The organism is Candidatus Symbiopectobacterium sp. NZEC151, assembly GCF_025962655.1.
Lineage (GTDB): Bacteria > Pseudomonadota > Gammaproteobacteria > Enterobacterales > Enterobacteriaceae > Symbiopectobacterium.
This window is the reverse complement of the sequence record NZ_JAGFPE010000001.1, coordinates 49,365-73,815: the sequence shown is the minus strand read 5'-3', so window position 1 is coordinate 73,815 and position 24,451 is coordinate 49,365. Positions and strand designations below refer to the sequence as shown.

General features: G+C 42.6%; 25 protein-coding genes. 3 read left to right on the top strand and 22 right to left on the bottom strand.

Annotated features, from left to right (window positions below):
* Positions 1-124: 124 nt before the first annotated feature.
* The 6 genes from J5067_RS00335 to J5067_RS00310 form a co-directional block, all read right to left on the bottom strand.
* Positions 125-2,293, bottom strand: a complete 2,169-nt coding sequence (locus J5067_RS00335; protein ID WP_264650161.1) for a YjbH domain-containing protein — start codon at positions 2,291-2,293, stop codon at positions 125-127.
* Complete coding sequence (locus J5067_RS00330) at positions 2,293-3,072, bottom strand: capsule biosynthesis GfcC family protein (protein ID WP_264628259.1); 780 nt, start codon at positions 3,070-3,072, stop codon at positions 2,293-2,295. Before J5067_RS00330 ends, J5067_RS00335 begins: the two co-directional genes overlap by 1 nt.
* A gap of 9 nt (positions 3,073-3,081) precedes the next feature.
* Positions 3,082-3,759 carry a YjbF family lipoprotein gene (locus J5067_RS00325; RefSeq protein WP_264628788.1) on the bottom strand — a complete coding sequence of 226 codons (678 nt, stop codon included), beginning with the start codon at positions 3,757-3,759 and terminating at the stop codon, positions 3,082-3,084.
* Positions 3,760-3,834: 75 nt separating this feature from the next.
* On the bottom strand, positions 3,835-4,131 hold the full coding sequence (locus J5067_RS00320; protein WP_264645928.1) for a hypothetical protein: 297 nt from the start codon (positions 4,129-4,131) through the stop codon (positions 3,835-3,837).
* A 407-nt stretch (positions 4,132-4,538) separates the two neighbouring features.
* Positions 4,539-5,945 carry an NADP-dependent phosphogluconate dehydrogenase gene (gene gndA / locus J5067_RS00315; protein ID WP_264650160.1) on the bottom strand — a complete coding sequence of 469 codons (1,407 nt, stop codon included), beginning with the start codon at positions 5,943-5,945 and terminating at the stop codon, positions 4,539-4,541.
* A gap of 165 nt (positions 5,946-6,110) precedes the next feature.
* Positions 6,111-7,013, bottom strand: a complete 903-nt coding sequence (locus tag J5067_RS00310; RefSeq protein ID WP_264650159.1) for a sugar phosphate nucleotidyltransferase — start codon at positions 7,011-7,013, stop codon at positions 6,111-6,113.
* A gap of 192 nt (positions 7,014-7,205) precedes the next feature.
* Between J5067_RS00310 and rfbA the strand changes: the two genes are divergently transcribed.
* The 3 genes from rfbA to rfbD all read left to right on the top strand — a co-directional run bounded on the left by rfbA (position 7,206) and on the right by rfbD (position 9,555).
* Positions 7,206-8,081: a glucose-1-phosphate thymidylyltransferase RfbA gene (rfbA, locus tag J5067_RS00305; RefSeq protein ID WP_264627986.1), complete on the top strand. Its 876-nt coding sequence runs from the start codon at positions 7,206-7,208 to the stop codon at positions 8,079-8,081.
* An 83-nt stretch (positions 8,082-8,164) separates the two neighbouring features.
* Positions 8,165-8,698, top strand: coding sequence for a dTDP-4-dehydrorhamnose 3,5-epimerase (gene rfbC, locus J5067_RS00300; RefSeq protein ID WP_264627988.1), 534 nt, complete (start codon positions 8,165-8,167; stop codon positions 8,696-8,698).
* Positions 8,698-9,555 (top strand): dTDP-4-dehydrorhamnose reductase, encoded by an 858-nt coding sequence (gene rfbD, locus J5067_RS00295; RefSeq protein WP_264650158.1) that lies wholly within the window; start codon positions 8,698-8,700, stop codon positions 9,553-9,555. Before rfbC ends, rfbD begins: the two co-directional genes overlap by 1 nt.
* A 183-nt stretch (positions 9,556-9,738) precedes the next feature.
* Here the strand turns inward: rfbD and J5067_RS00290 are convergent, their stop codons facing one another.
* The 16 genes from J5067_RS00290 to J5067_RS00220 all read right to left on the bottom strand — a co-directional run bounded on the left by J5067_RS00290 (position 9,739) and on the right by J5067_RS00220 (position 24,443).
* Positions 9,739-10,200 (bottom strand): hypothetical protein, encoded by a 462-nt coding sequence (locus J5067_RS00290; protein WP_264650157.1) that lies wholly within the window; start codon positions 10,198-10,200, stop codon positions 9,739-9,741.
* 26 nt (positions 10,201-10,226) lie between these two features.
* Positions 10,227-10,424, bottom strand: a complete 198-nt coding sequence (locus J5067_RS23255; protein WP_369076097.1) for an ash family protein — start codon at positions 10,422-10,424, stop codon at positions 10,227-10,229.
* Between the two features lie 114 nt (positions 10,425-10,538).
* Complete coding sequence (locus J5067_RS00285; RefSeq protein WP_264627476.1) at positions 10,539-11,705, bottom strand: nucleotide sugar dehydrogenase; 1,167 nt, start codon at positions 11,703-11,705, stop codon at positions 10,539-10,541.
* Between the two features lie 58 nt (positions 11,706-11,763).
* Positions 11,764-12,726 carry an NAD(P)-dependent oxidoreductase gene (locus tag J5067_RS00280; protein WP_264627475.1) on the bottom strand — a complete coding sequence of 321 codons (963 nt, stop codon included), beginning with the start codon at positions 12,724-12,726 and terminating at the stop codon, positions 11,764-11,766.
* Positions 12,723-13,487 carry a glycosyltransferase family 2 protein gene (locus J5067_RS00275; protein ID WP_264627474.1) on the bottom strand — a complete coding sequence of 255 codons (765 nt, stop codon included), beginning with the start codon at positions 13,485-13,487 and terminating at the stop codon, positions 12,723-12,725. The genes J5067_RS00280 and J5067_RS00275 overlap by 4 nt, the downstream gene beginning before the upstream one ends.
* Before the next feature lie 21 nt (positions 13,488-13,508).
* Entirely contained in the window at positions 13,509-13,922 is a 414-nt protein-coding gene (locus tag J5067_RS00270; RefSeq protein ID WP_264627473.1) for an acyltransferase, read from the bottom strand.
* A 120-nt stretch (positions 13,923-14,042) separates the two neighbouring features.
* Positions 14,043-15,203: a glycosyltransferase family 4 protein gene (locus tag J5067_RS00265; RefSeq protein ID WP_264650156.1), complete on the bottom strand. Its 1,161-nt coding sequence runs from the start codon at positions 15,201-15,203 to the stop codon at positions 14,043-14,045.
* Positions 15,203-16,180, bottom strand: a complete 978-nt coding sequence (locus J5067_RS00260; protein WP_264627471.1) for a hypothetical protein — start codon at positions 16,178-16,180, stop codon at positions 15,203-15,205. Before J5067_RS00260 ends, J5067_RS00265 begins: the two co-directional genes overlap by 1 nt.
* Before the next feature lie 310 nt (positions 16,181-16,490).
* Positions 16,491-17,429, bottom strand: a complete 939-nt coding sequence (locus J5067_RS00255; protein WP_264627470.1) for a glycosyltransferase — start codon at positions 17,427-17,429, stop codon at positions 16,491-16,493.
* Between the two features lie 33 nt (positions 17,430-17,462).
* On the bottom strand, positions 17,463-18,713 hold the full coding sequence (locus tag J5067_RS00250) for an O-antigen translocase (protein WP_264650155.1): 1,251 nt from the start codon (positions 18,711-18,713) through the stop codon (positions 17,463-17,465).
* Positions 18,710-19,822 (bottom strand): DegT/DnrJ/EryC1/StrS aminotransferase family protein, encoded by a 1,113-nt coding sequence (locus J5067_RS00245; protein WP_264627468.1) that lies wholly within the window; start codon positions 19,820-19,822, stop codon positions 18,710-18,712. Before J5067_RS00245 ends, J5067_RS00250 begins: the two co-directional genes overlap by 4 nt.
* Positions 19,815-20,753 (bottom strand): GNAT family N-acetyltransferase, encoded by a 939-nt coding sequence (locus J5067_RS00240; RefSeq protein WP_264650154.1) that lies wholly within the window; start codon positions 20,751-20,753, stop codon positions 19,815-19,817. The genes J5067_RS00245 and J5067_RS00240 overlap by 8 nt, the downstream gene beginning before the upstream one ends.
* 2 nt (positions 20,754-20,755) lie before the next feature.
* Complete coding sequence (locus J5067_RS00235; RefSeq protein ID WP_264628770.1) at positions 20,756-21,202, bottom strand: GNAT family N-acetyltransferase; 447 nt, start codon at positions 21,200-21,202, stop codon at positions 20,756-20,758.
* Positions 21,195-21,620 carry an FdtA/QdtA family cupin domain-containing protein gene (locus J5067_RS00230; protein ID WP_264650153.1) on the bottom strand — a complete coding sequence of 142 codons (426 nt, stop codon included), beginning with the start codon at positions 21,618-21,620 and terminating at the stop codon, positions 21,195-21,197. Before J5067_RS00230 ends, J5067_RS00235 begins: the two co-directional genes overlap by 8 nt.
* Before the next feature lie 195 nt (positions 21,621-21,815).
* Positions 21,816-23,993: a tyrosine-protein kinase Wzc gene (wzc, locus tag J5067_RS00225; RefSeq protein WP_264650152.1), complete on the bottom strand. Its 2,178-nt coding sequence runs from the start codon at positions 23,991-23,993 to the stop codon at positions 21,816-21,818.
* A gap of 15 nt (positions 23,994-24,008) precedes the next feature.
* Positions 24,009-24,443, bottom strand: coding sequence for a protein tyrosine phosphatase (locus J5067_RS00220; protein WP_264645911.1), 435 nt, complete (start codon positions 24,441-24,443; stop codon positions 24,009-24,011).
* Between the last annotated feature and the right edge of the window lie 8 nt (positions 24,444-24,451).

The window sequence follows — 24,451 nt, the reverse complement described above, 5'->3', positions numbered from 1 at the left end:
ATATCGTTACCTGAAACTCGCATAACGTCCACTGTAAGCCGACGATATTCCTTTATCAGATAAAAATAATGCGGCCTTACTCCAAAGAGTAAGGCCGCAGATTGATGTCTTCTACATATTACGACTAACGAATTTCACCCGCTACGCCATAGAGGCCGTTACGCCGTTGCAGCATCTGACCGCCATCACGCGTCAGCGGCACCCAACCGACAGCACCGCGTTTCACGGTAGGTTCGGTAAACATCAGATCGAACGGAATGGAGATATAGAAGCCCTTGGTAAAGCTGCCTTCACCGTAGTCTTTGCTGCTGACATCGGTTTTGGTGGCAAACACCCCGGCGGTGATGCCGCTGTCAAAGCGACGCGACAGATCGACGGTTACACCATAGTCTCCAGCCAAATAGCGCCCGACGCTGATTTTCGCAAACGATCCGTCAACATATGGCATTTCCCAATACGCGGTAAGGTGCCCGGTCACCACGTCATAATCCGCCGTGCGCATGATGTCATTCCAGTCACGCTGCTTGACGTAGTTGACATCCAGCCCCAGCGCCCAGCGCTCACCGAACGGACGGTACAGCACTTCAGAACCGACCCCGGCATACATCATTTCCAGATAACCGCCGTACACCTGGGTATACCAGTCTGTCGCCGGGTTATCCATACGCGTCAGTTGCAGGTTGGTCAGCAGTAGATCGGAAGAGGTTACATATTCACGAATCCAGGTTCTGACGCGCGGTAAGCTGCTGTCATTAGGCGGCGTTTTATAATTAAAGCGATCGTAGTTATTGATCAGGTTCAATGACGCGGCGCCACCGACCGACCAGTGATCGCTCAGGCGATAATCCGCGCTGCCTTTCAGCGCCACCTGATACATATAGAACGATTCCGCGCCGCCTACGGATTGCGTCAAGGTCGGCTCGATACCGTAGGTCAAGCGCGATGGCTCGCTGCGTAACACTGGTTGCCCGTTGATATCAGAGAGCGGTTCTGCGCGCTGGGTAACCGGCTCCGGCTGCCCTAACGGAATAGACGCCGATTGCACATCGCGGAATGCTTTGGTATCCACCGCCGTACTTTCTACCGGCAGACGCTGGCTGCGACGTACAATGTGGTATTCCCCTACGCTCTCCGGTACATGGTTCGCCAGCACGGTCGCCGCACGCTGAGTGGCTTCATTTTTATCGCGATACTTATCCTGATCGGCAACGATGGTCACTTGATGCCCATCGGCATAAATATCGGCATTGCTGTAACCGGCTTTTTCATCCAGCTCACGCGCCACCTGCTGCCAGTTGGTGCCGTTGGCTGAATGGACAGGAGCATATACGGGAGGAACATCTTCCGGATGCGATTGGCGTAAATCGTCAAAGTTAGTGTGCAGGCTAAAGCCCCACATCAAGGTATTGCCGCGCTGCCAGGAAAGGGTGGTATCAAAGTTATCACTGACGCGGTAGACCATGCCGATATTGAAGGGGGAGTCTTGTTTGATTTTTCCGTCAGCTTTTTTTCGGGAACCAATAGTCTCCGAAGCCTCATTACTGTAATCGTTACCGTCATATTCCAGTTTAAAGCGCAGCGGATTCCACGGAGTTTGATATTCTACCCCACCAAACAGCGCTGCCGGGCCGTGGAAAAGGTTCCCCACCTCGAATTGCCCACCGCCCGTTTTGTAGCTACCACCTCGCTGGCAGAAACTGGTTTTGAACTCACAGGCAGGGTTTTTTATATTGCCGCTCTCGGCCATATTGCCCCAACCAATGCCGAGAGTAAAATCAAACGGGCCCATGCGTTTGCTGGCCACCAGATATTCACTGTCAAACAACCCAGTGCCCGCTATATCACGTAAGCCAAAAGAGACATCCGGCATCCATGCGCTCTCTTGCCATAGCCGCGCTTTGACATCAAAGGATTTATCTTTATAACTTTGCTTGCCGCTAAAACTGGCGACATCGCTATAAGGCTGAGTACGAATATCGGTATAACGTACTGTAGTCTCCAGCCAGTCAAACAGTTGCAACGATACGGAATAACGCCGGTACTCCTCGTTATCACGGTAGTTCAGGTTGAATTCACCGCTGCGCGCCATACGTGCCGTCGGCATTTGCAGCAACCCGGTGCCACCAAAATCTGACTGGGATACGCCCGCACTGTCGAAGCGGGTATTCGAATTGGTGACATTTTTTACGATATCACTTTGCTGCGCCACGTCTTGTGCCACAGCCTGACCACTCAGTACGCCGCTGATGACCAACGACAGATACCCTATTTTAAATTTTCTGTTCTTTGTCATTAGTGCGGGATCCGGTTAGCCAGAAAATCAGCAATTTGATCGTTTAAAGAAGCGAATTCGTTGGGTAATACGCTGGGGTCGAAACCAATAAACAACGTTTCACCTGCCGCAGGCTCGATATGTTGCTGATTCCACAGCGCCAGTGGCACCTTACGCCATGCGCCTTGCCCATCAATAAGGTAACCCGCATCCCGATTGGCACCGGTCAGAAAACGACGATCCAGCACATAATCCCTAACCGTCCCGCCGGATTGCAACGCCACATCCCCCACGGTTTTCAGTTCAGCGATATCAGCATCGGTATTGATCAGCCCGGCCAGGGTAAAATGCGATGCTAGCGGTGCGATATAGAGCGCATAGTCACCCACCAGCGGGCGATTAGCGCGCGGGGTTATACGAATTCTGTCGGGATCGAGCGGCGTTGAAATTCTCCCAGCTACATCGACCTGATCCAGCATTTTACGCATCAGCCAGGCTGAAATCGCCAGATCGCCATCGCCGGAGTTGCGCCAACGGGTTTCCAACTCGGCCAGCGATTTACGCAGCGCTTCTGCCTGCGCATACACCTTTTGCGTACTGGCATAATCAGAAATCAACGCGGTGCGCCAGTTAACGTCAGCAGGAAACGCCACCTGCTGATAAAACTCAATCAATCGCGTGCCGTCTGCTTGCTTTACCACCGCCAGCGTTTGCTGCGGGGTTTTTATTGTTAACTGCGCGGCCTGTGCAGCCCCCGCCGTGAGCAGCATCAGGAGTGCCATACGGGAAAATGCCAACATGTCAGTCCCTTATTGTACGTAGGGTTTTAATACCGTGAATTTAACCAGTGCCATGTCCGGCCCCATATATTGCCAGGTTTGCACTACTTGCCCCGTGGTTGGCTCCAACCAATAGGAATTGGTGTATTCCGCGTTTAACGCAGGAACCGAAACCTGTTCGGTAAACTTCAGCAGTTGGCGCGGTTTGCCCAGAATGGTTACGGTTTCTTTACCGCGCACCTGAAACACGGATTCTACCGCATAATCACCGCGTTGCACCTGCGACCAGGCCATTTTCCCCTGCCAATGCAGCGACGTTGACGGCTTTAGCAGGCCAACGGCCAGCGGGTCCGGCGTCACGTTGATGACGTGGGCGATATCCTCACCAAAACCCTGGGTTTTAACAATGCGGCCCTGCTGCATTACCAGAAGGTTGCTGTCCGCACCGATCCATTTGAGCTGATTATTTTCTGCAAACGCCAGCACGACAAAAGCCTGAGAAGCATCACCCATTTTAAGATAAGCAGAAGCGTAAGGCGTTTTTTCAACCTGCTCAGCCGAAACCTGCACATCATCCGTTCCCCAAATCGCCAGCTTAGCGGTTTTTTGGACCGCATCCATATTTTGGGAACAACCAGTCAATGCCAGCGCGAACAGTGGCAGTAATATCAGCGCGCTGCGTTTTGCCACGAGCGTTATTTTTATCATTAGGTGAATGTCTCGCGAAACGGCCAGATGCAATAAAAGAAAGGCCACCGAAGTGGCCTTGATTGTCAAATGACCTTACTGAACAGTACCGGGAACAACTGAACCTGTAGTTCCAGTAGTGCCGTTATCGTCATTGCTGGAAACAGCAACGGCAACAGCAACACCAATCGCTGCCGCCGCGCCCACAGCGATAAGCGCAGTAGTACCAGCAGCAAAACCGGCACCGCCCGCACCTGCCGCACCCGCAGCAGCTGCGGACGTGGTGGTAGTGGTGGAGGTGCCAGCAGCAGTACTTGAGCTCACGCCATCAACAGCAAACGCACTGGAGGACATGGCGACTGCCAGGGCCAACGTAAGTAACGTCTTCTTCATTACGATTTCCTTTATTAACAAATGAAGCGCTTCAGGGAGGAATACCGTTCAGCAGAACCGCATCCCAACCTTCTTTACCGCGATGCGCGGCACAGCCCACTCCGACCGCGGCGACATCGCTCCACTGAGGAGACTCTCAGCAATAGATTATAGGACAGAGAGTCTTAACGCTCCCCATCATCTAACTCTGTTTTTTTACACAAGCTTAAAAATAGCAAGATCTCGCTACAATAAACAGAGAAATTGTAAATAACGCTTCTGTCTACGTTAACAAAAACGGGGAACAGCAAAATTGAAATCAATCATAACAGCATGATTATCTTTGATTTAATGATAAAAACAGATGCAAAACGCCGAATAGCAGTACTATTCGGCGTTTATTTAACAACGTAAATTTAAGAAATAACTTATTCCAACCACTCGGTGTGGAATACGCCTTCCTTATCCGTACGTTTATAAGTATGCGCGCCAAAGTAGTCACGCTGCGCCTGGATCAGGTTTGCAGGCAACACCGCCGAGCGATAGCTATCGTAATAAGCGATGGCCGCAGAGAAAGTCGGTGTCGGGATACCGTTTTGCACCGCATAGGCCACAACATCACGCAATGCCTGCTGGTAGTCATCGGCCGCTTTCTTAAAGTAAGGTGCCAGCAACAGGTTAGCGATGTCCGGCGTTGCCGCGTAGGCATCGGTGATTTTTTGCAGGAACTGGGCGCGGATAATGCAACCGGCACGGAAAATCTTGGCGATCTCACCGTAGTTCAGGTTCCACTGGTGTTCTTCTGAAGCCGCACGCAACTGCGAGAACCCTTGCGCATAGGAAACAATTTTACCCAGATAGAGCGCACGGCGCACATTCTCGATAAAGGTCGCTTTATCACCGCTAAACGGTTTTACCTGCGGCCCGCTCAGTACCTTGGAAGCAGCAACGCGCTGATCCTTCAGTGAAGAAATATAGCGCGCAAACACCGATTCGGTGATCAGCGACAGCGGCTCGCCGAGATCGAGCGAACTTTGGCTGGTCCATTTACCGGTGCCTTTGTTGGCTGCTTCATCCAGAATCACATCAACCAGATAGTTACCCTCTTCATCTTTCTTAGTGAAGATATCTTTGGTGATGTCGATCAGGTAGCTGCTTAGTTCCCCGGCATTCCACTCAGAGAAGGTTTTTGCCAACTCATCATTGGACAAATTCAAGCCGTGTTTCAGCAGTGAATAGGCTTCGGCAATCAGTTGCATATCACCGTATTCGATGCCGTTGTGCACCATTTTCACGTAGTGACCGGCACCGTCTGGCCCGATATAGGTAACGCAGGCTTCGCCTTCGGCGCGGGCGGCAATTTTTTCCAGAATCGGGGCAACCAGCTCATAGGCATCTTTCTGACCGCCCGGCATGATAGAGGGGCCTTTCAGTGCGCCTTCTTCACCACCGGACACGCCAGTACCAATAAAGTTAAACCCTTCAGCGGAAAGCTCACGGTTACGACGGATAGTGTCCTGGAAGAAAGTGTTGCCGCCATCAATGATGATGTCGCCTTTATCCAGATAAGGTTTCAAGGATTCGATCGCTTTGTCCGTGCCTTCGCCCGCTTTGACCATTAACAGAATACGACGCGGAGACTCGAGCGACGCCACAAATTCTTCAACGGTATAGTAAGGCACCAGTTTTTTGCCGGGGTTTTCGGCCACCACTTCTTCGGTTTTTTCACGAGAGCGGTTGAAAATGGACACGGTGTAACCACGACTTTCGATGTTAAGCGCCAGATTGCGCCCCATCACCGCCATACCCACCACGCCAATTTGCTGTTTGGACATTAAAGCAACTCCTGTCTGAAGGATAACCTGCCTGTATCACGACGACGACAGACACGCAAAAGCAGGCGGATATGGTAACTCAGCTTAAGGCATGTGGATAGTGATAGGTCTAAAGAAGAGAAAAGCCCTGCTCGATGGCAGGGCTGAACAGGGTGCCAATGCTAACTATTTATTCAGTAACTCTTTAATGCTGGCTTTAAACGCATCACCAAATTCAGGATTGCGCAAACCATAAGCGACAAAGGCCTGCATGTAACCGAGCTTACGCCCACAGTTAAAGCTGCGCCCTGCCATCTGCACCGCATCTACCTGATGGTTTTGCTCAATCAGTTCGGCGATGGCATCCGTCAGTTGGATGCGGCCCCAGGCACCCACGGATGTTTTTTCCAGAATAGACCAGGCATCAGCAGACAGCACATAACGCCCGACCGCCGACAAATCTGACCCTTCTTCCGGCGGCACTTCCGGTTTCTCGATCATGGAAGTGATTACTGCTGCGTCACGTGCGTGGTTCAATGGTTTAGCGCACTCCACCACGGAGTACTCCGGCAGCACTTCATAAGGACGATGTTTCACCAACACCTGACTGTGGCCCGTTTCTTCAAAACGCGCTATCAGCTGTGCCAGATTCTCTTTACTCTGATCGGCACTGGCTTCATCCATCACCACATCAGGCAACACCACCACAAACGGGTTGTTACCCACGATAGGACGCGCGCAGTTGATGGCATGGCCCAGCCCCAGCGTTTCGCCCTGGCGCACGTTCATAATGGTCACGCCCTTAGGACAGATGGCTTGCACATCGGCCAGCAGTTGACGCTTTTGCCGCTCTTCCAGCAAGGATTCCAGCTCGAAAGAGGTATCAAAGTGGTTTTCAATGGCGTTTTTCGAGGCGTGCGTGACCAGCACAATCTCTTTGATACCGGCATTGACGCACTCGTTAACGATTTTCTCGATTACCGGACGATCCACCAACGGCAGCATCTCTTTTGGGATCGCTTTTGTTACCGGCAGCAGGTTCATACCCAGCCCGGCGACGGGGATAATCGCTTTCAATGTTGTTGCCATGCATTAACTCTCTTGTTATCCGTTGTCATTTTCTTGCCATCATAACGTGGCTGTGAGAATAAGGTTACACCCAATTGCCCACAACGCTACCTGAACAACTTCAGATTTCTGATAGATCAGACAATTCTGCATCGATATTGTATACTCGCTGCCCTACTCTCTATCCCTGGCATACACAACGAAGGCTAGCTAATGAAAGGCATCGTATTAGCGGGTGGGTCTGGCACAAGGCTTTACCCCATCACCCGTGGTATCTCAAAACAACTCCTGCCCATTTATGACAAACCGATGGTGTATTACCCCATCTCCGTACTGATGCTGGCAGGCATTCGAGATATTCTGATTATCAGCACCCCGGAAGACCTTCCTTCTTTCCAGCGCTTGCTCGGCGATGGCAGCCACTTTGGCATCAACCTCAGCTATGCGGAGCAACCGAGCCCGGATGGACTGGCTCAAGCGTTCATCATCGGTGAAGAGTTTATTAACGGTGAGCGTTGTGCATTGATTTTGGGTGATAATATCTATTTCGGCCAAAGTTTCGGCAACAAACTAGAAAGTATAGTGGCACAGGAACGAGGTGCAACGATATTTGGCTATCAGGTAACCGACCCTGAGCGTTTTGGCGTGGTGGAATTTGATGCCAACTTCAAAGCGCTTTCGATTGAAGAGAAACCGCTTAAGCCCAAATCTAATTGGGCGGTGACCGGGCTCTATTTCTATGACAAAGATATTGTTGAAATGGCCAAACAGGTCAAGCCTTCTGCCCGTGGCGAGCTGGAAATCACTACGCTCAACCAGATGTATCTGGAGCAAGGCAAGCTTAACGTTGAACTGCTAGGGCGTGGTTTCGCCTGGCTGGATACCGGAACCCATGATAGCCTGATTGAAGCCTCACAGTTTATTCACACTATCGAGAAGCGCCAGGGGCTGAAAGTCGCGTGTCTGGAAGAGATTGCTTTCCGGAAAGGCTGGATTTCACGTGAACAGGTCGCTGAAGAAGCGCGTGTACTATGCAAAACGCAGTATGGGCAGTATCTGGCGCGATTACTTGAAGATGCTCGCCAGTAGGTTTCCCCATATTCCTCAGCGTACACCGAGGATTGCTTATGGCAGAAGCAGATAATAACCCTCACACAGATTTAACAAACACTATGCAAGTGATCGACACCCCCATTTACGGCGCAAAAATTATTCAACCCAAAGTATTTGGCGATGCGCGCGGTTTTTTTCTGGAGACTTTTGAGAAAAACCGTTATCAGCAAATGCTCAACATCGATCTGGATTTTGTGCAGGATAACCACTCTCGCTCCAGCAAAGGCGTGTTACGCGGTCTGCATTATCAAAAAACGCACCCTCAGGGCAAGTTAGTCCGTGCAGTTCGAGGTGAAGTGTATGATGTGGCAGTGGATATTCGCCGTGATTCTCCGAGCTACGGAAAATGGTTTGGCATGCTGTTAACGGAAGAGAATAAAACCCAGCTTTGGCTGCCGCCGGGGTTGGCGCATGGTTTTGCCGTGCTCTCTGACATTGCGGATTTTGAATATAAATGCACGGAATATTACCAACCTTCTGACGAAGGCTGCCTACTGTGGAACGACCCTGATTTGGGCATTGAGTGGCCGCTGGAATCCCCTCTGCTTTCAGAAAAGGATAAACTCGGTAAACGCTTCAAGGAGTTGAGCTAATGAGAGTGCTATTGACTGGTGCCAACGGCCAACTTGGGCGCTGTTTCCAGGATAGGCTGCCTGCTGGTTGGCAAATTCTTGCCACCGATTTTGCCGAATTGGATATTACCGATCTTGAACCACTCACTGCGGCTGTAGCCGCTTTCAGACCAAATGCTATTGTTAACGCAGCGGCCTACACAGCAGTGGATAAAGCAGAAAGCGAAGTAGAATTGGCGGAACGCATTAACGCTGCTGGCCCGGCTAATTTGGCAAGTGTAGCTGCACAGCACGGCATTCGTTTAGTGCACGTCTCAACCGATTACGTTTTCGATGGCAACACCACCACGCCCTACACCGAAGAGAGTCCAACCAATCCACTTAGCGTGTATGGCATCACCAAACTGGCGGGTGAGCGCGCCGTTAGCGCGGCGGCACCTGATGCGATTATCGTGCGCACCGCCTGGGTATTTAGCGAATACGGCAATAACTTTGTGAAAACCATGCTGCGTTTAGGCAAAGAGCGGGATGCGTTAAGCATTGTTGACGACCAGCGTGGCTGCCCCACTTATGCGGGTGATTTGGCACAGGCGATTATTGCACTGCTACAACAAAATGCCGCCGGGGGAATCTATCATTACGCCGGTGATAAAGAAGTCAGTTGGTTTGAATTTGCTCAGGCTATCTTTTCTGCCGCAGTGCAGAAAGCGGTTCTGAGTAAAGCACCGACGCTCACACCGATTACTACAGCGCAATATCCCACTCCTGCACACCGGCCTGCGTATTCCACGCTGGCTGGGGAAAAAATCAAAACGTTAGGTATTGCGTTATCTGACTGGCAAGGTGCATTACAGAAAACCATTCAGCCTATTGGCTAACCGAGTTTCTCTTACCCAGCCATCTACACACTACGTTTTCTGTTATGCCGTATCACCTGTCATACCGCACCTCCTGTCATTCCCGCGAAAGCGGGAATCTCCCACAGGGAAAACTTATTCCCTGTGAGGAAACCAACCTCTAACCACAGCGTTATTTTATGCAGCTCAGCATGCCTGACTGCGTCACATTAGCTTTTCATCAATATCTTTAAGCCCTTGTTCTGTTTTCAACCAACGAGGGGCTTTAAGACCAGCCGCAAAAAACCAAACCAGCTCAGCTAATAGCTCAATGACAACCGGAGTCGTTTCGGAAGATAAGTTCTGCTCGGTGAGCAGTTGCACTAAAGTTTGGCAATATTGACAGAGAGATTCATAATCAGGTTCAAAGCGCGGAGAAGTAGCAGGGAGCGCATCAACGGCAAGGCTCTCGACAAGATGAGGCGGAATGGGCGCATTCAGTGTGGATTTCAACAAATTGAGACAGGTAGCAAGTCGCCCACACAGTGCCAGCTTCAACACAGTATCATCACATTCGAGCATAGAATCTGAAAAATGCTCACAGTGATCGGCCAGCACGGTAAAATCAGTATCCGCGTTAAAAGGAAGGGTCAATAACGGGTGAGTCTGGTCGAGGATTGTAGCCATAAGGCAGCCTCCAGCGAGTATCGTATTTACCCACCACCAGAGGTTCCAATCTCTTGGGTGGTGGAACCGGACGGGGTTGGAACTACCGGCCTCACTGACACCGGCGCATCTTGCGATGCCCCCGCCCGGCCCACCATAGAAGTGCAGCTAAGCGCACGACACAAAAAAAGCGCAAACGCGCTTGGTGTCGTCAGTGATGTCCGGCAGGGTTCCAATCCTGGCACCTGATTTTGCAGGTGCACGTTAACGATACCGCCATCGGCGGTGAGTGGCAAGGGGTTTACTGCTCCAGTAGCTGAATGCGTGTTCGCAAATTTGCACTTCTATTGCAAACTTAATTAATCTGAACCGAACAGATCGCGGGTATACACTTTATCCGCGACATCCGCCAATTCCGATGTCATTCGGTTAGAGATAATCACATCTGCCATTTCTTTGAATGCATCAAGGTCACGGATAACGCGGGAACGGAAGAACGTGTCTTCCTTAAGTACCGGCTCATAAACAACGACTTCAATGCCTTTGGCTTTAATACGCTTCATCACCCCTTGAATAGCTGATGCACGGAAATTATCTGAGCCCGCTTTCATCACCAAGCGGTATACCCCCACCACTTTGGGCTCACGATCGATAATGGAATCAGCGATAAAATCTTTGCGGGTACGGTTTGCTTCAACAATTGCACTGATAAGGCTATTCGGTACGCTGGCATAGTTGGCAAGCAGTTGCTTGGTATCTTTCGGCAGACAATAACCACCGTAACCAAAGGAGGGATTGTTATAGTGACTGCCGATGCGAGGATCCAGCCCCACGCCATCAATAATTTGTTTGCTATCTAAACCGTTAATCTGTGCATAGCTATCAAGCTCATTGAAATAGGCTACACGCATTGCCAAATAGGTATTAGAAAACAGCTTGATGGCTTCTGCTTCTGTTGAATCTGTGAATAAAACCGGCACATCTTTTTTGATGGCACCTTCAAGCAGCAGATTAGCGAACTGCTCTGCTCGCGCTGAGCGTTCCCCTACAACGATACGCGATGGGTAGAGATTATCGTGCAGTGCCTTGCCTTCGCGTAGGAATTCAGGGGAGAAAATTATGTTATCCACTCCGAATTTTTGGCACAGATGCTTAGTATAACCTACAGGGACAGTTGATTTAATAATAATCGACGCACCAGGGTTAAGAGTTAATGCATCATATGCTACTGCGTCAACGGAATGTGTGTTAAAAAAATTTGTTTTTGGATCATAGTCCGTAGGTGTAGCAATAATAATGAAATCAGCATTTTCATAAGCATACTTTTTGTCACTCGTAGCCGAAAAGTTTAAATAATCACATAATAAAAACCCTTCAATTTCTTTATCTTGAATAGGGGATTTTTTTTCATTAAGTAGTACGACCCTTTCCTCATCAATATCAAATGCAACAACTTGATTATTTTGAGCCAACAACATAGCGTTAGAAAGGCCTACGTAACCAGTGCCAATGATGGTTATTTTCATTTATACACCACACCTATAGGATATAAGTAATTATGATATCCCTACCTGCAATAGCAGGTTAGTTATTTAAAAACTCACTTTTGACAGTATTTTGTATACCAATAGAAAGTGCAACAGGAGCCGTAAAATCAGTGTAATCAATAAAATTAGATTTAAACTGTGTACGTGCGCAAAATTTTTTGATTCTCACACTACTTACAGAGAATTCTCTGCCTGACACCTTAGACAGAAGATCGAAACAGTAACCACCGAACAATCCGATTACATAGGGTACATGGGTGTTATTTTTTTTCTTCCCTAATGATTGACAAATAATATCTGTAAGTTCGTTCATTGTAAAATCAGGCTTGTCAACATAATTAAAAACGTGGTATCCTGAAGGAATGCTGATGGAATATTTTATAAAAGCAGCTACATTTTCAACATAAGCCATTGACTTTTGATTTTCGCCGTTACCTATCATCAAAAATCTTCCAGTTGCAATTTGTCGAAAAAGATTATAAACATTCCCTCTATTTCTCTCGCCAAAAACGACCGTAGGCCGAATAGTAATTAAACTATTTCCTTGTGTTTTAGATTGCCACTCATTGTAGACACTCTCTGCTTCGAGTTTAGATTTTCCATAATGGTTGAATGGATTATACTCACCATCCTCACCAGTCTCTTTATCTACAAAACCATAAACAGCAACTGAAGAAGTAAAGATAATTTTTTTAATTTCTAATTCATTACAAATGTCACAAACATTCTTAGCTCCAAGAACATTCACATCATAATACAAATTAACTGGAGAGACATTATCTTTATGCTCAGCAGCCAGGTTGATAACAACATTGCTATTTAACAATACTTGTCTCAAGGTTTCAGGTTTAGTCACATCACCATAGACCCACTTATCAGGATAACTTTCACTTTTCACTTTATCAATAATTGTAAAACAAATATTGTCTTCAATAAGTAAGCCAGATAGGCGAGTTCCAATGAACCCCGACCCGCCAATGATAGCAATGTTAATTGTCATTTTTTTACTCCATGTTTCTTTAAACCATAAAATATATAATTCAAAAAATAGTAACTTGATCTAAAAACGTCGAATTTCAAGTAATGGCGATAAAATAACCACTGAGTGAAAAGAATCTTAACTTTATTAGAGGACAAACTTTGATGCCCTTCCCTATATAATGCTAAACTTTCAGGGATACAATAAGCATAATCAGTCTGTTTAAGAATTTTTAGCCATAATGCCATATCCTGACGTTTGCGGATTGTCGGCATATATACTTTACCAAGCGTATGTGTATCATATAGAGCAGTGAGACAGCCAATAACATTTGATTTCAATAACCTATCATAACTTACTTTAGCAGGAGGGATAATCCTAGAGATATAATTACCATTACTATCTATTTTATCATATCCAGAGTAAACAAGCTGATAATTGTTATCTTTAATAAAAGAAATTTGCAATTCAAGTTTTTTATTTTTCCATAGATCGTCACTATCAAGAAATGCTATATACCTACCATTAGCATTTTCAATAGAATTATTACGCGATACACCTGCGCCGCTGTTTATAGCGTTCACAAAAACTTTAATTCTTTGATCATTCTTTGCGTAACTGGACACTAACGCATATGTATCATCTGATGAGCAATCATCAGTTATAATCAGCTCCCAATTAGGGTAGGTCTGTGCCAAAACAGAGTCAATACTCTCACACACAGTCTTAGATGAATTGTATGTCGGCATTATGATTGATATCAGGTCAGAATTACTATTCATTGATAACTTTAAACCTTCTTATTATATACAAGATTTTATTTTTCTTGCAGGCACACCGGCATAAATAAAACCACCATCGCAGTTCCGATTAACCACTGAGTTCGCAGCTATTAAGCACCCTGATCCAATTTTAACACCAGCACATATAGTACAATTAGCCGCAATCCAGCTCCCGAATCCTATTTGAATTAGAGACGGACTTGAAATACCAAATCTAAAGGAACCATTCAAATACGTATGGTTCCCTGAAACCACTACAGAATTAAAACCAATCATTACCTGATCCTGCAAAATAACTTGTGCATGACAATTAATCACAACATTTGGAGCTATATACACATCGCATCCAACACTCAGCAAGTCTAATCCTTTTATAATGACATTTGCTGAAACTTGAAAATTTTTACCACATGCAGGCATAGCTAGAGAATACATGAATCCTCTAAATCGCATTATCAAGGGCACATCTGGTAATATAATAAATAGGGTTCTCACAAACCACGAGTAAACAAGTAGCAATTTATGTGTCATTATTCATCTCGTAATAAAACCGAATCACCTTATAACTTCATTAATAAAATTATCTAAGGTATATTCTTGAACAATTTTTTGACAGTGAAGACCATCTAATAAACACGAATCGAAATTATTATGCACATAGAGCATGGCATCCATCAACTCGTTACTACTGTCTCTATTGATAACATAGCCATATATTTTATTTCCATCACTTAAAACACGCTTACAATAACCAACGTCTGTTGTTATGCAATACAATGAATAAGCCATGGCCTCCAATATAACTCTAGGGCCTGTTTCCGACAAAGAAGGATTAATAAACACATCTGATTTTTTATATATTTCGAACAACTCAGGTCCATTTTCAACAAATCCTTTAAAGATTATATATTTTTGTAACTCATATTGCTCCACAAGATTTTTAACATCTTGATAAATTGGACCATCACCAACAAATGTCAATGAAATATTGTGTATTTTCTTTTCATTTACTAATCTAAAAATCGCATCAACTAGTACTTCTATTCCTTTAGCTGGTACAAATCGGCAAACACATATATAATTAATTAATTTATCACCGCTATTATTTATAACTTTTTTGCTACTTAGAGCAGTGCGCATTTCCTTAGAAGTGATTGAACTTTCGATCAATATTTTTAATTTATTACGCAAGAAAAAAGGCACGTTACTTTTCACTGAATCCCCGTTCGATGAGCATAATGAAAAGTAAGCACTGAAGCAAGTTAATAAATACTCGGGATAAAAAAGCATTAACAATATAACTTTCTTAAATTTTGATATTTTTTTATTTTTTATAACTTGAATAGGATTTGATGTGAAATGATAATTAACAGAAGTTGTTTTATGATTCATCAGAAGCCAGGAAAATGGTTCTGGTGTTCTTACATATATAAAACTTGATACAGCTTGCAGTTCTTTTATTCCATTTTTAATTTCTTTAAAATATTTTATTGCGCCGACATAATTATGGAAAGAAGGTAAGGATATTACCGTTATCCTATTATAACTTAAAAAAACATCACCATCTTCTACTCCATTTTTTTTTACCTTAGAAAGCAGAGTTATTTTTTCAGACTTGTCCAAAAAGGCCAATATATACTTAGCATGAATCGCTGATATATAAAAACCATCTTTTTTTAAAACAACCCCCCAGTTACAATATAAACCAATGTTCATTAACACCTCTTATAATTATTCACCCTGGTTCTTTTGATAATATAAAAAATCACGCCAACCACGAAGATGGATTGATAGCTATCAAATAATACGGCACCTTTGAACATCATAATAAAGACATATGCAAGAATACACCATCCTAATATACACGTTTTATTTTTTTTGATTAACGTATCGAAGCCAATTAATGACACAAGAAAAAACATCCAAATAAAGAGTCCTAAATACCCAATTGAGAAAAGAACTCGATACCATCCGATATCCGTACTCATAAAATACCCACCGTAATCGCCATACCATTTTGAAAAACCTAATATATTAAAATCACTTGGTGAATATATGAACATGGATACATTGCTTTTTACAGAACCAGTCTCCATACCGGATGAAAAAAGCTCGGTGACCCAGTGAATAAAAAACGAACTAAGTTCCTGAGGTAAAATATTAATAATCCCCCACACAGATAAAAAACTTAAAAATGTGATAATGGAAATTATTTTAAATACTCTAAAAAAACTGAAATAAAAAAGCGAAATTATAGCTATAATAAATGTCCCAACTATTGCTGATCGCGCTACTGCTATCGCTGAAATGATTATCAAGCCTAACGAAATATAATAAAAAACATGAATTTTCTTTGAGGATAGATGAATGTAACAAATCATAGAAAGAGCAAGAATATTTTGTAAAAAGCCAGTTGTATAAGCTGAAAAACCAGTTATCCCGACCAAGCGCAACGACATTAAGCTATCAATTGCTTCACTGCCACCTACAAGATCAAATGTTGCGCTGTCAATTAAAGAGAGATAAAAAGACTGAAAAGGCTTAACAAAAAGCATCAGTATAATAAATATAGCATTTACAACTCCTACACCACCCAAATACAGTAATATTTCAACCTGACCTTTAAATATGCACTCCACAACAAATGGTATCAAGAACAAAATAATTATATACATAAAAGATATTTTAATCATATATAAATCCGGAGTGCCATCGGAATTATACAGATAATTAAAAAAAGATATAAAAAACAAAAAAACAGCAAAAATCAAAGGAAACTTAACATGGTTAATATTGACTTTTAAATCATTCTTTATTATGTCAATGGAACAATAAAACAATAATATCAATGCACAAATGTACGTAGTTGGAACCGAAAATGTAAATTTATAAGACACCCCATAAACAAAATATAACAGTAATAAAAAAACAAAGAACATTCTACTTTTCGGTTTGTTAAGCAAAGTCACAGTATCGGCCTCAATGTTTTTATTTTACACTGTATTATTTTTCAAATAGTCTTCGTATTCCATTAGGCTTCACAAGTAAGCATAACGAAAGCAATTTCTTTGATAAATAATTTCTTTTATTCCCAAAAATGAAAATAATTAACAATGCAAGGCGAGGCCATAGCAACTTTCTAATTTTTAGTAGTATTTTTATTTTATGTAAATCTGGAATTATAATTAACTTATCAATCAATATTAAATCTTTAACAAAAGTTTCGTTAAGCAAAAAACTTGAAGAATTCGATATAGAATCTCCGCTCATTCTATATAAAACTGTTTTTTGTGATAAAAAGGATAAGCTGTAACCTGCTTTTGCAAATTTATACCACAGAGGTAAATCTTCAATTAATTTGAAGCGCTCATCTGCATATCCGATGCGCTGCAATTTTTCTCTATTAATAAATGAACTAGGAGCTGCTCCTAAATCACCATATGATAAGTATGCTAGTTGTTCACTAGCCGACTTCATTAATATTCTTTGTTGATAAAGAGGAGGATATACACGCGTCTTAATTTTACATCCAGAGGCATCAACGCAGAAGCCATCCATTAAGGAGAACAAAACAGCAAGATCATCTTTATTTTCTACAATTTCAGAATTATCTTTTAAACAATTTGGTAGAAGTATATCATCACCTGCTATAGATTTGATCCAATTAGATGTGGCATTTTTCCATGCTTGATTACAATTTTTAACTACACCTTTATTTTCTGAGCTCTCAAGAATAACAACCTTATAAAAATCATCAGTTTTATTTTTTAACCAAGTTTTTATAATCGGTACTGTATTATCGCTTGAGCAATCATCGCTTATGATTAACTCGATATTTTTCACACCATAAGTTTGGTTATAAATACTATCCAGGGTTTCACTCACAGTCGTCCCTGAATTATATGTAATTACAGCAACAGTTATTTTATCTATTTTATTCACTAGATGGCACCAGCAACAATATTTTTAAAAAATTCATTTTGCATATCTTTCCAAATTAAGATAGAGAAATAAAAAATAAAACATATAATTAATCAAATATGCAATATTTGCACCTTGCGTATAGTAATGAGGAACTAAAATAAAGACTAATATTACAAAGGTAATAGAAAATACAATTTCCGAGGATACATACCATACCGTCGAACCTCTCGATAGCATGGGATAGGCGTACAGCCAACTCGCAATTTTTATCACATCACCAATTAATTGAATCGCGAATAATTTTCTAGCATCAGAAAATTCATTACTGAACAATATCTTTATAGCGAAATCTCTAAATAGATATACAACCAAGGCCATCAACCCTACAGCAGGAATTATCATCAATGCAGTTTTATTAATTTCAGCACGAATTTCTTTTTTATTTTTTAAAGATGAAAGCTTAGGCAAATAATATGTACTTAATGAAATTGTTATAACAGCAAGATAGGCTTCTGATATTTTCCATACAGCTTGCCAATGCCCAGCATATTCCCAACCTACATTTTCTACTAAGATGCGACGAACGAATATTAAAGCAACAGGGGCAGTTAACGCAGTAGTAACAGCCATGAGGATATACCCAGCGACTTTTTTTTTATGATATTTATCAACCCTACCCCATAAATAACAAAATTTGAACCATGGTTGTTTCAAAGCACAACACATTAATATAATGCCAATTAATGCTGCCTGAATAGTGGCTGCAAATAAAGCACCATCAATCCCTTTATATACAATTAAAAATACCATCAACACACATGAAAATATGTTTGAAAGTGCGCCTATACCAATGTAGAACTTATACTGTTGGAAGCCATTTATGATCGAATTAATCAATGTACCTACAGAAACCAAAGGCAATGCAATTGTCGCTGAGCATATGAGCCATTTATAATCGGCTGTACCAAGGAGCCATAAAGAAATCTGTTCTGAAAATACAACACCTAGGGGCATAACTACTAATTGAATGCAACAAAGCCACCAAACACTTGCTTTCCACCAAGGGCTACATGCGCTAATACCTTGCTTTTCATTTTCCGCAGTATAACGAACGATGCAACTACTGACAGGCGCATTGACTATACCATTCAAGCTAGCAACAATACTTTGGATCTGTCCCAACATAGCCATTCCACTGGGTCCAGTATAAACAGCGACCACTTTGGCGATGATAAAACCACTTCCCATTTTCACTAATGTCAGTAAAGCGCTAAAAAATGTGACTGAAAGTAGCTTTTTCATCCTCTAAACTCATTGATTACAGAAATAACCGTTTCCACTTCGTCATTCGATATAGTCGGCCCCATTGGAAGACTTAATACCTGTTGATGGATGCACTCTGTTATTGGGAACGCTCCAGACTCAAACCCAAGTTTACGATATGCTGGTTGTAAATGTGGTGGCGTGGGATAATGAATCAATGTCTCTATGCCTCTTTCAGAGAGATGGCATTTTAAATTATATCTATTTTCACATCTTATAACAAAAAGATGCCAGACATGCTCAGTGTTTGACTTTGGCAAGCTGGGTAGCGAAACCAAGTCATTTTTAATATTACCAATGTACTTATTAGCAATTTCTTGCCTTCGCAAATTAGCTTTATCCAAATGTTTCAATTTTACAGAAAGAAATGCTGCTTGTAATTCATCAAGGCGGCTATTGACACCCTGATATAAATTTTCGTATTTCCTATGTGAACCATAATTTCTAACAGCTCGGAGTACTTGGGCTAATTCATCGTCATTTGTAGTTATTGCACCAGCATCACCCAGAGCACCTAAATTTTTTCCTGGATAAAAACTAAAAGCCGCCGCATCACCCCAAGCGCCAACCTTGATCCCTTCGGACATCGCACCATGAGCCTGAGCACAATCTTCAAGAACTAATAAATCATGCTCCTTTGCCAACTCCATGATTTCCAACATCGGAGAAATCCGTCCATATAGATGAACAGGAAGGATAACACGAGTTTTTTTAGTGATTGCACTCTTAACCCCCTCATAAGATATGTTATAAGTATCAAAATCAGGTTCAACAAGTACTGGAACTAAATCGTTTTCAGTAATTGACAATATAGAAGCGATATATGTGTTTGCCTGGACAATAACTTCATCACCAGCTTTCAGCTTTCCAAGTTCTTTCCACGCACGAAGAGTGAGGATCAAAGCATCTAGCCCATTGGCTACACCGATTGCATGTTTAACGCCACAATAGTTAGAGAACTCTTTCTCAAAGAGTTCTAATTCCTTCCCGGCGATAAACCATCCAGATGAAATAATGCGTTCAGCAACAGCAATTAACTCTTCTTTGTATACTGCATTTACATCTTTTAGATTCAAAAAATCAATCATTACTTAAATCCCATTCGTAAAAATCATGAACAATACCTCTTCCACCAAACCCTTCTTTTTGGGCAATTAGGCCTTCATTCAAAAAAGTTCCACTTTGTTCTGTAGATATTCCAAAACTAAAATACTTTTTTTCTTGATACACTTGCTGAATCAACGTCGCTAGTAAGTAATCTAATGCACCTAGAGTGCGTCCCTCGGGGCTAGAAGCCAGATACTGAGTATGCACTACACATCCAAAATCAAAAACCAAGCATCCGGCAATGATTTCTTCATCTTTTTTAGCTGTGTATAAATTAATATTGTTAGGGAATCGAGAAGCTAATAGTATTAGCTCTTCAGCTGAATGTACTGGCTGCGCACCAAATTTAGCTAAAACAGAACTTAACAATAAATGGAAACTAGCAAAATCAGCAGACAAATTAATTATTACGTTATTTTTTTTTGCTTTTTGAATCGTGTTTTTCCTAGAGTCTGAAAATTTAGGTCTGTTTTTCAGCTCAATTACTGATGACAAATCTCGCCTTATCAATGAGGTCTTATTAATAAATAAAGCGTATACATCTTCATCAGACGGATAATTTCTAAAAATAGACGGAATTAACTTATAAATTATTTTCTTATAGCCCTTGTCTTTATAATACAACCGTAAGCTCTGGAATATTAATATTACATCTTTTGCATGCAGGTCCTGACCATAAACCAGCCCTCCATAAGTGAGCCCAGAGTGCGTATATAACACATCACTTATGCCATTAGCGGGGAAGATTGCGACTGGTTTATTTTTTTTATAAATAATAAGTGATTCATCATTGAATTTTTCTTCATGATACTTAAAAAAATCAATTTTGAATAGAAAGACACCATTTTTTGATGAGTCGACAACTTTATCCCAATCGCAAAAATTTACTTCCGTCAACTTCGATAATTGCATGCTCATACACCGATATACATTTTATAAATACCGTTATCCAAACCATCTACTACAAACCCGCATTTTTTATATAAAAAAAATGCTCTTTGATTTGTTGAAAAAACTTTTAAGGTTAATTTTTTCATTCCATCTCTTTGAGCTACTTGAATAATTTCTTTTATTAAAGTAGTTCCAATCCCTCTTCCCCAATAGGATTTATCCCCGATATATCCCCAATACTCTCCGGTAGTACCTTCTATATTTTTTATTCCAGCAGCCCCTATTTTATGTCCATCATAAACGACTCCATAAATTTTATAATCGCCTCGCGCACCAAGAGTATTATAAAAATTTTTTTGTTGTTCTCGAGTAAAATCCGGGGTCATTGTTAAGTTTTTTATCTCTAAATCATTCAACCAAAACCAGCTGAGTTCAAGAAATTCATCATCATATTTAACTAAACTAAGCATCCGCGCCCCCAGTATTTTTGGCGCTCCCAATATTTTCTAAAAAAACCTCATAATTACGAATATAATCAGATTCGTCATATATTTGATCAGCTAAAACCATCAAAACACAGTCTTCTGTAAATTCGTACATTTCACGCCATATAAATGATTCAATTAATAACCCTTGAGCAGGATTATCCAATAAAATATCAACTTTTTCACAGCCATCGTCTAATAAAAAACGACACGAACCTCTTACTGCCACTACTATTTGCTTCAAAACTTTATGAGCGTGAAAACCTCTGCGCACCCCTTCCTTGGTTTTGAATAAATAATAAACTCGCTTAATACTAAAAGGAATGTTTTTACCCTCTTCAAGAGAGATCAAGGCGCCACGTTCATCGCCATGTGTTTGCAATGGGATAAGTTTTATATGCATGAGAATACTCCATTACTATCAGTCAATACACTCAAGAATTAGAACTGTTATAAATTAGATGCATTACTAATTATCAGCAGTATGATGTATAAAGGATACAGTATTGATGCGCGCATCAATAAAATTATAAATTCAATAATAGAAAAGCCGGACGTCGCCCGGCCTAGAATAGTATCAACAATTATTAACGCTAATTTATTTATTTTTTTCTGATTTATAATCATAAGTATAATAATGATAATTACCATACCCATAATAACTGGCGGCACGTTTAACAATGGCGTTAAGAATCACACCTTTAATCTCAGCACCATTTTGCTCAAAGCGGCGGATACTCACTTCAATTTCTTTCACCGTATTCATTTCAAAACGTGCAACCAGCAGTGATGTTCCTGCATGGCGGCTGATAATAGCAGCATCTGTTACTGCCAGAATCGGCGGTGTATCGAGTAGCACCAAATCATAATTTTCTGCCGTCCACTTAATAAACTCAGCAAAGCGGCTATGCATTAACAACTCTGAAGGATTCGGAGGAACTTGCCCTCTAGGGATAAAATCCATGCCCTCCATATGCGTTTTTCGCACCGCATCTTTTGCTTGTATCTGCCCTGAAAGGATATCAGAAAGACCATTGTTGCTTTGCACGCCCATCAGTTCATGGGCATAGCCTTTGCGCATATCGCAGTCGATAATTAACACTCGCTGACCTGCTTGTGAAATTACCGCTCCCAGGTTAGCACTGATAAAGGTTTTACCAATGGAGGGACTAGCACCCGAGATCATCAGCACATTGTTTTTAGCTTCCATCATCGCAAAGTGCAGGCTGGTGCGCAGGCTACGGATGGCTTCAATGGCTAAGTCGGCAGGGTTGCCAATGGCTAGCAATTCAGTAGAACGGGTATTGTTTTTCTTACCCTTCGACAACAAGGCCTTATCTTTCTTCTGTTGCCATTCAGAGAGGGGGACGCTGGCATAAACGTTAATGCCCAACTCTTCAAGCTGTTCAGGGCTTTCGATGCCTTTATGTAGCAAGGTTTTCAGAATCACAAATGCAGTAGATATCATCCCACCCAAAATCATTGCTAACAGAACAATTAATGGTTTTTTAGGCTTAACAGGTTTGGGCTGAACAACGGCTTTATCGATAATACGCACATTACCAACCGTGCTGGCTTTATTAATGCTTAACTCTTGCTGCTTATTCAGCAACTGCATGTAAACTTCTTGCCCAGATTGAACATCACGTGTTAAACGCAAGACTTCTTGCTGCGTTTTCGGCATAGCCCCTACACGTTTGTTAATTTTATCGCGCTCTTGTTGTAAGGTTTTTCGTTTTTCCATCAAGGCGCGATAAGCTGGATGCTCACGGGTATATAACTTTGAAATTTCAGCTTCTTTAAACGTCAATTCATTAAGCTGAGATTCAACAGACACCATGGTGTCTAATACCGCTTTAGCTTCCAAGGATAAATCTACTGAGTCATTCTGCTGGCGGAAGGTATTTAATTTATTTTCTGCATCATTTAACTGGCCACGGATATTCGGCAATTGCTCTTTTAAAAATTCAAGGCTGCGCGCCGCCTCTTCTGATTTACGCTCTACATTCTGCTGCAAATAGTTTTGGCTAACACTGTTTAAAACTTTAGTGGTTAACGTCGGATCGGTACCTTCCAGACTTAAACCTAACACACCAGTGTCTTTCCCTTTGTCTGCGACGGTAAAATCGTCCAACAAACTATTGATGGCCGTTAAAGGATTGAGCTTTCTCATTCGGAAAACCGTCCCTTTTTCAGCTTCAATATCACTGACCAGTATTTCAATGCTGTTATGGCTTTCTACTTGACCAACTTTGCCATCAAAGCTGAGTGTGTCACCGCCCGATATACGATAACTTTGGTTATCGAGCACCTCGAGCGTAATCACTTCATCTTGCCAACTTTCAGGTACATCTAAACGTGAAATGGCGATTTTACCCGGCTCAGCACCCGTTAACCGCGCAACGCCTCGCCCAACGAGAGGAAAATACTTCTGACGTACATCAATATCCAACGCCAGATCGTTAATGGTTTTCCCCATTACCATACGCGATTTAATTAACTCAATTTCAGCAGCTGATTGTGGCTTAGCATCCGGCAACATGCTGGAGATATCTTTTATCAAAGAATCGCCACCGCTTTGCTCCACTTGAATCAGCGCATCCGCTTTATAAATCGGTGTAGCCAGCATGGCATAAGCAATACCAACAATGGTAAACAGCGCCGTCACACCAATTATTAGCCAACGATTATCTAGCAGGGTTCCAAGCAATCGCCCCAAATCAATCTCATCTGAACGATCAATTTCAGATGTTTTCACTGAATTTTTCTCTGCCATCGGTTTCTCTGAAAATTATCGATTTAAAGCCTGCGCCCATTTTTGGGCCGACTGCTCTAATTGCAAATAAACAAATTCAAAAGCCTCACGGCTTTTGCGATAAGGGTCAGCAATTTCTCGCTGGTTCAGCCAGTGGCCAAACAACATGGTCTTGCCACGCACTTCCGGAGCCATGCGCCCCACGGCATCGATGTGGCCTTTTTCCATCACCAAAATCAGGTCATATTCTCTGCACAAGGATTTGGTAAGTTGCTGGGCTGAGTGCCCTTCCAGTGAAAGGCCGTGCGCACTGGCCACGTCACTGGCGGTGTTATCCGCAGCATGCTCCACTAACGCGCCCAGCCCTGCGGAGGCAATTCTTTTGCTCGGCAATAGCTGTTTTAACAACCGCTCCCCGGTTGGGGAGCGGCAGATATTGCCTACGCATACCACTAAAATGGAATCAAACATGACGTTCT

Coding starts and splice junctions, on each gene's coding strand:
- J5067_RS00335 (WP_264650161.1), bottom strand. CDS start 2,293: ATGACAAAGAACAGAAAATTTAAAATAGGGTATCTGTCGTTGGTCATC.
- J5067_RS00330 (WP_264628259.1), bottom strand. CDS start 3,072: ATGTTGGCATTTTCCCGTATGGCACTCCTGATGCTGCTCACGGCGGGG.
- J5067_RS00325 (WP_264628788.1), bottom strand. CDS start 3,759: ATGATAAAAATAACGCTCGTGGCAAAACGCAGCGCGCTGATATTACTG.
- J5067_RS00320 (WP_264645928.1), bottom strand. CDS start 4,131: ATGAAGAAGACGTTACTTACGTTGGCCCTGGCAGTCGCCATGTCCTCC.
- gndA (WP_264650160.1), bottom strand. CDS start 5,945: ATGTCCAAACAGCAAATTGGCGTGGTGGGTATGGCGGTGATGGGGCGC.
- J5067_RS00310 (WP_264650159.1), bottom strand. CDS start 7,013: ATGGCAACAACATTGAAAGCGATTATCCCCGTCGCCGGGCTGGGTATG.
- rfbA (WP_264627986.1), top strand. CDS start 7,206: ATGAAAGGCATCGTATTAGCGGGTGGGTCTGGCACAAGGCTTTACCCC.
- rfbC (WP_264627988.1), top strand. CDS start 8,165: ATGCAAGTGATCGACACCCCCATTTACGGCGCAAAAATTATTCAACCC.
- rfbD (WP_264650158.1), top strand. CDS start 8,698: ATGAGAGTGCTATTGACTGGTGCCAACGGCCAACTTGGGCGCTGTTTC.
- J5067_RS00290 (WP_264650157.1), bottom strand. CDS start 10,200: ATGGCTACAATCCTCGACCAGACTCACCCGTTATTGACCCTTCCTTTT.
- J5067_RS00285 (WP_264627476.1), bottom strand. CDS start 11,705: ATGAAAATAACCATCATTGGCACTGGTTACGTAGGCCTTTCTAACGCT.
- J5067_RS00280 (WP_264627475.1), bottom strand. CDS start 12,726: ATGACAATTAACATTGCTATCATTGGCGGGTCGGGGTTCATTGGAACT.
- J5067_RS00275 (WP_264627474.1), bottom strand. CDS start 13,487: ATGAATAGTAATTCTGACCTGATATCAATCATAATGCCGACATACAAT.
- J5067_RS00270 (WP_264627473.1), bottom strand. CDS start 13,922: ATGTATTCTCTAGCTATGCCTGCATGTGGTAAAAATTTTCAAGTTTCA.
- J5067_RS00265 (WP_264650156.1), bottom strand. CDS start 15,203: ATGAACATTGGTTTATATTGTAACTGGGGGGTTGTTTTAAAAAAAGAT.
- J5067_RS00260 (WP_264627471.1), bottom strand. CDS start 16,180: ATGATTAAAATATCTTTTATGTATATAATTATTTTGTTCTTGATACCA.
- J5067_RS00250 (WP_264650155.1), bottom strand. CDS start 18,713: ATGAAAAAGCTACTTTCAGTCACATTTTTTAGCGCTTTACTGACATTA.
- J5067_RS00245 (WP_264627468.1), bottom strand. CDS start 19,822: ATGATTGATTTTTTGAATCTAAAAGATGTAAATGCAGTATACAAAGAA.
- J5067_RS00240 (WP_264650154.1), bottom strand. CDS start 20,753: ATGCAATTATCGAAGTTGACGGAAGTAAATTTTTGCGATTGGGATAAA.
- J5067_RS00235 (WP_264628770.1), bottom strand. CDS start 21,202: ATGCTTAGTTTAGTTAAATATGATGATGAATTTCTTGAACTCAGCTGG.
- J5067_RS00230 (WP_264650153.1), bottom strand. CDS start 21,620: ATGCATATAAAACTTATCCCATTGCAAACACATGGCGATGAACGTGGC.
- wzc (WP_264650152.1), bottom strand. CDS start 23,993: ATGGCAGAGAAAAATTCAGTGAAAACATCTGAAATTGATCGTTCAGAT.
- J5067_RS00220 (WP_264645911.1), bottom strand. CDS start 24,443: ATGTTTGATTCCATTTTAGTGGTATGCGTAGGCAATATCTGCCGCTCC.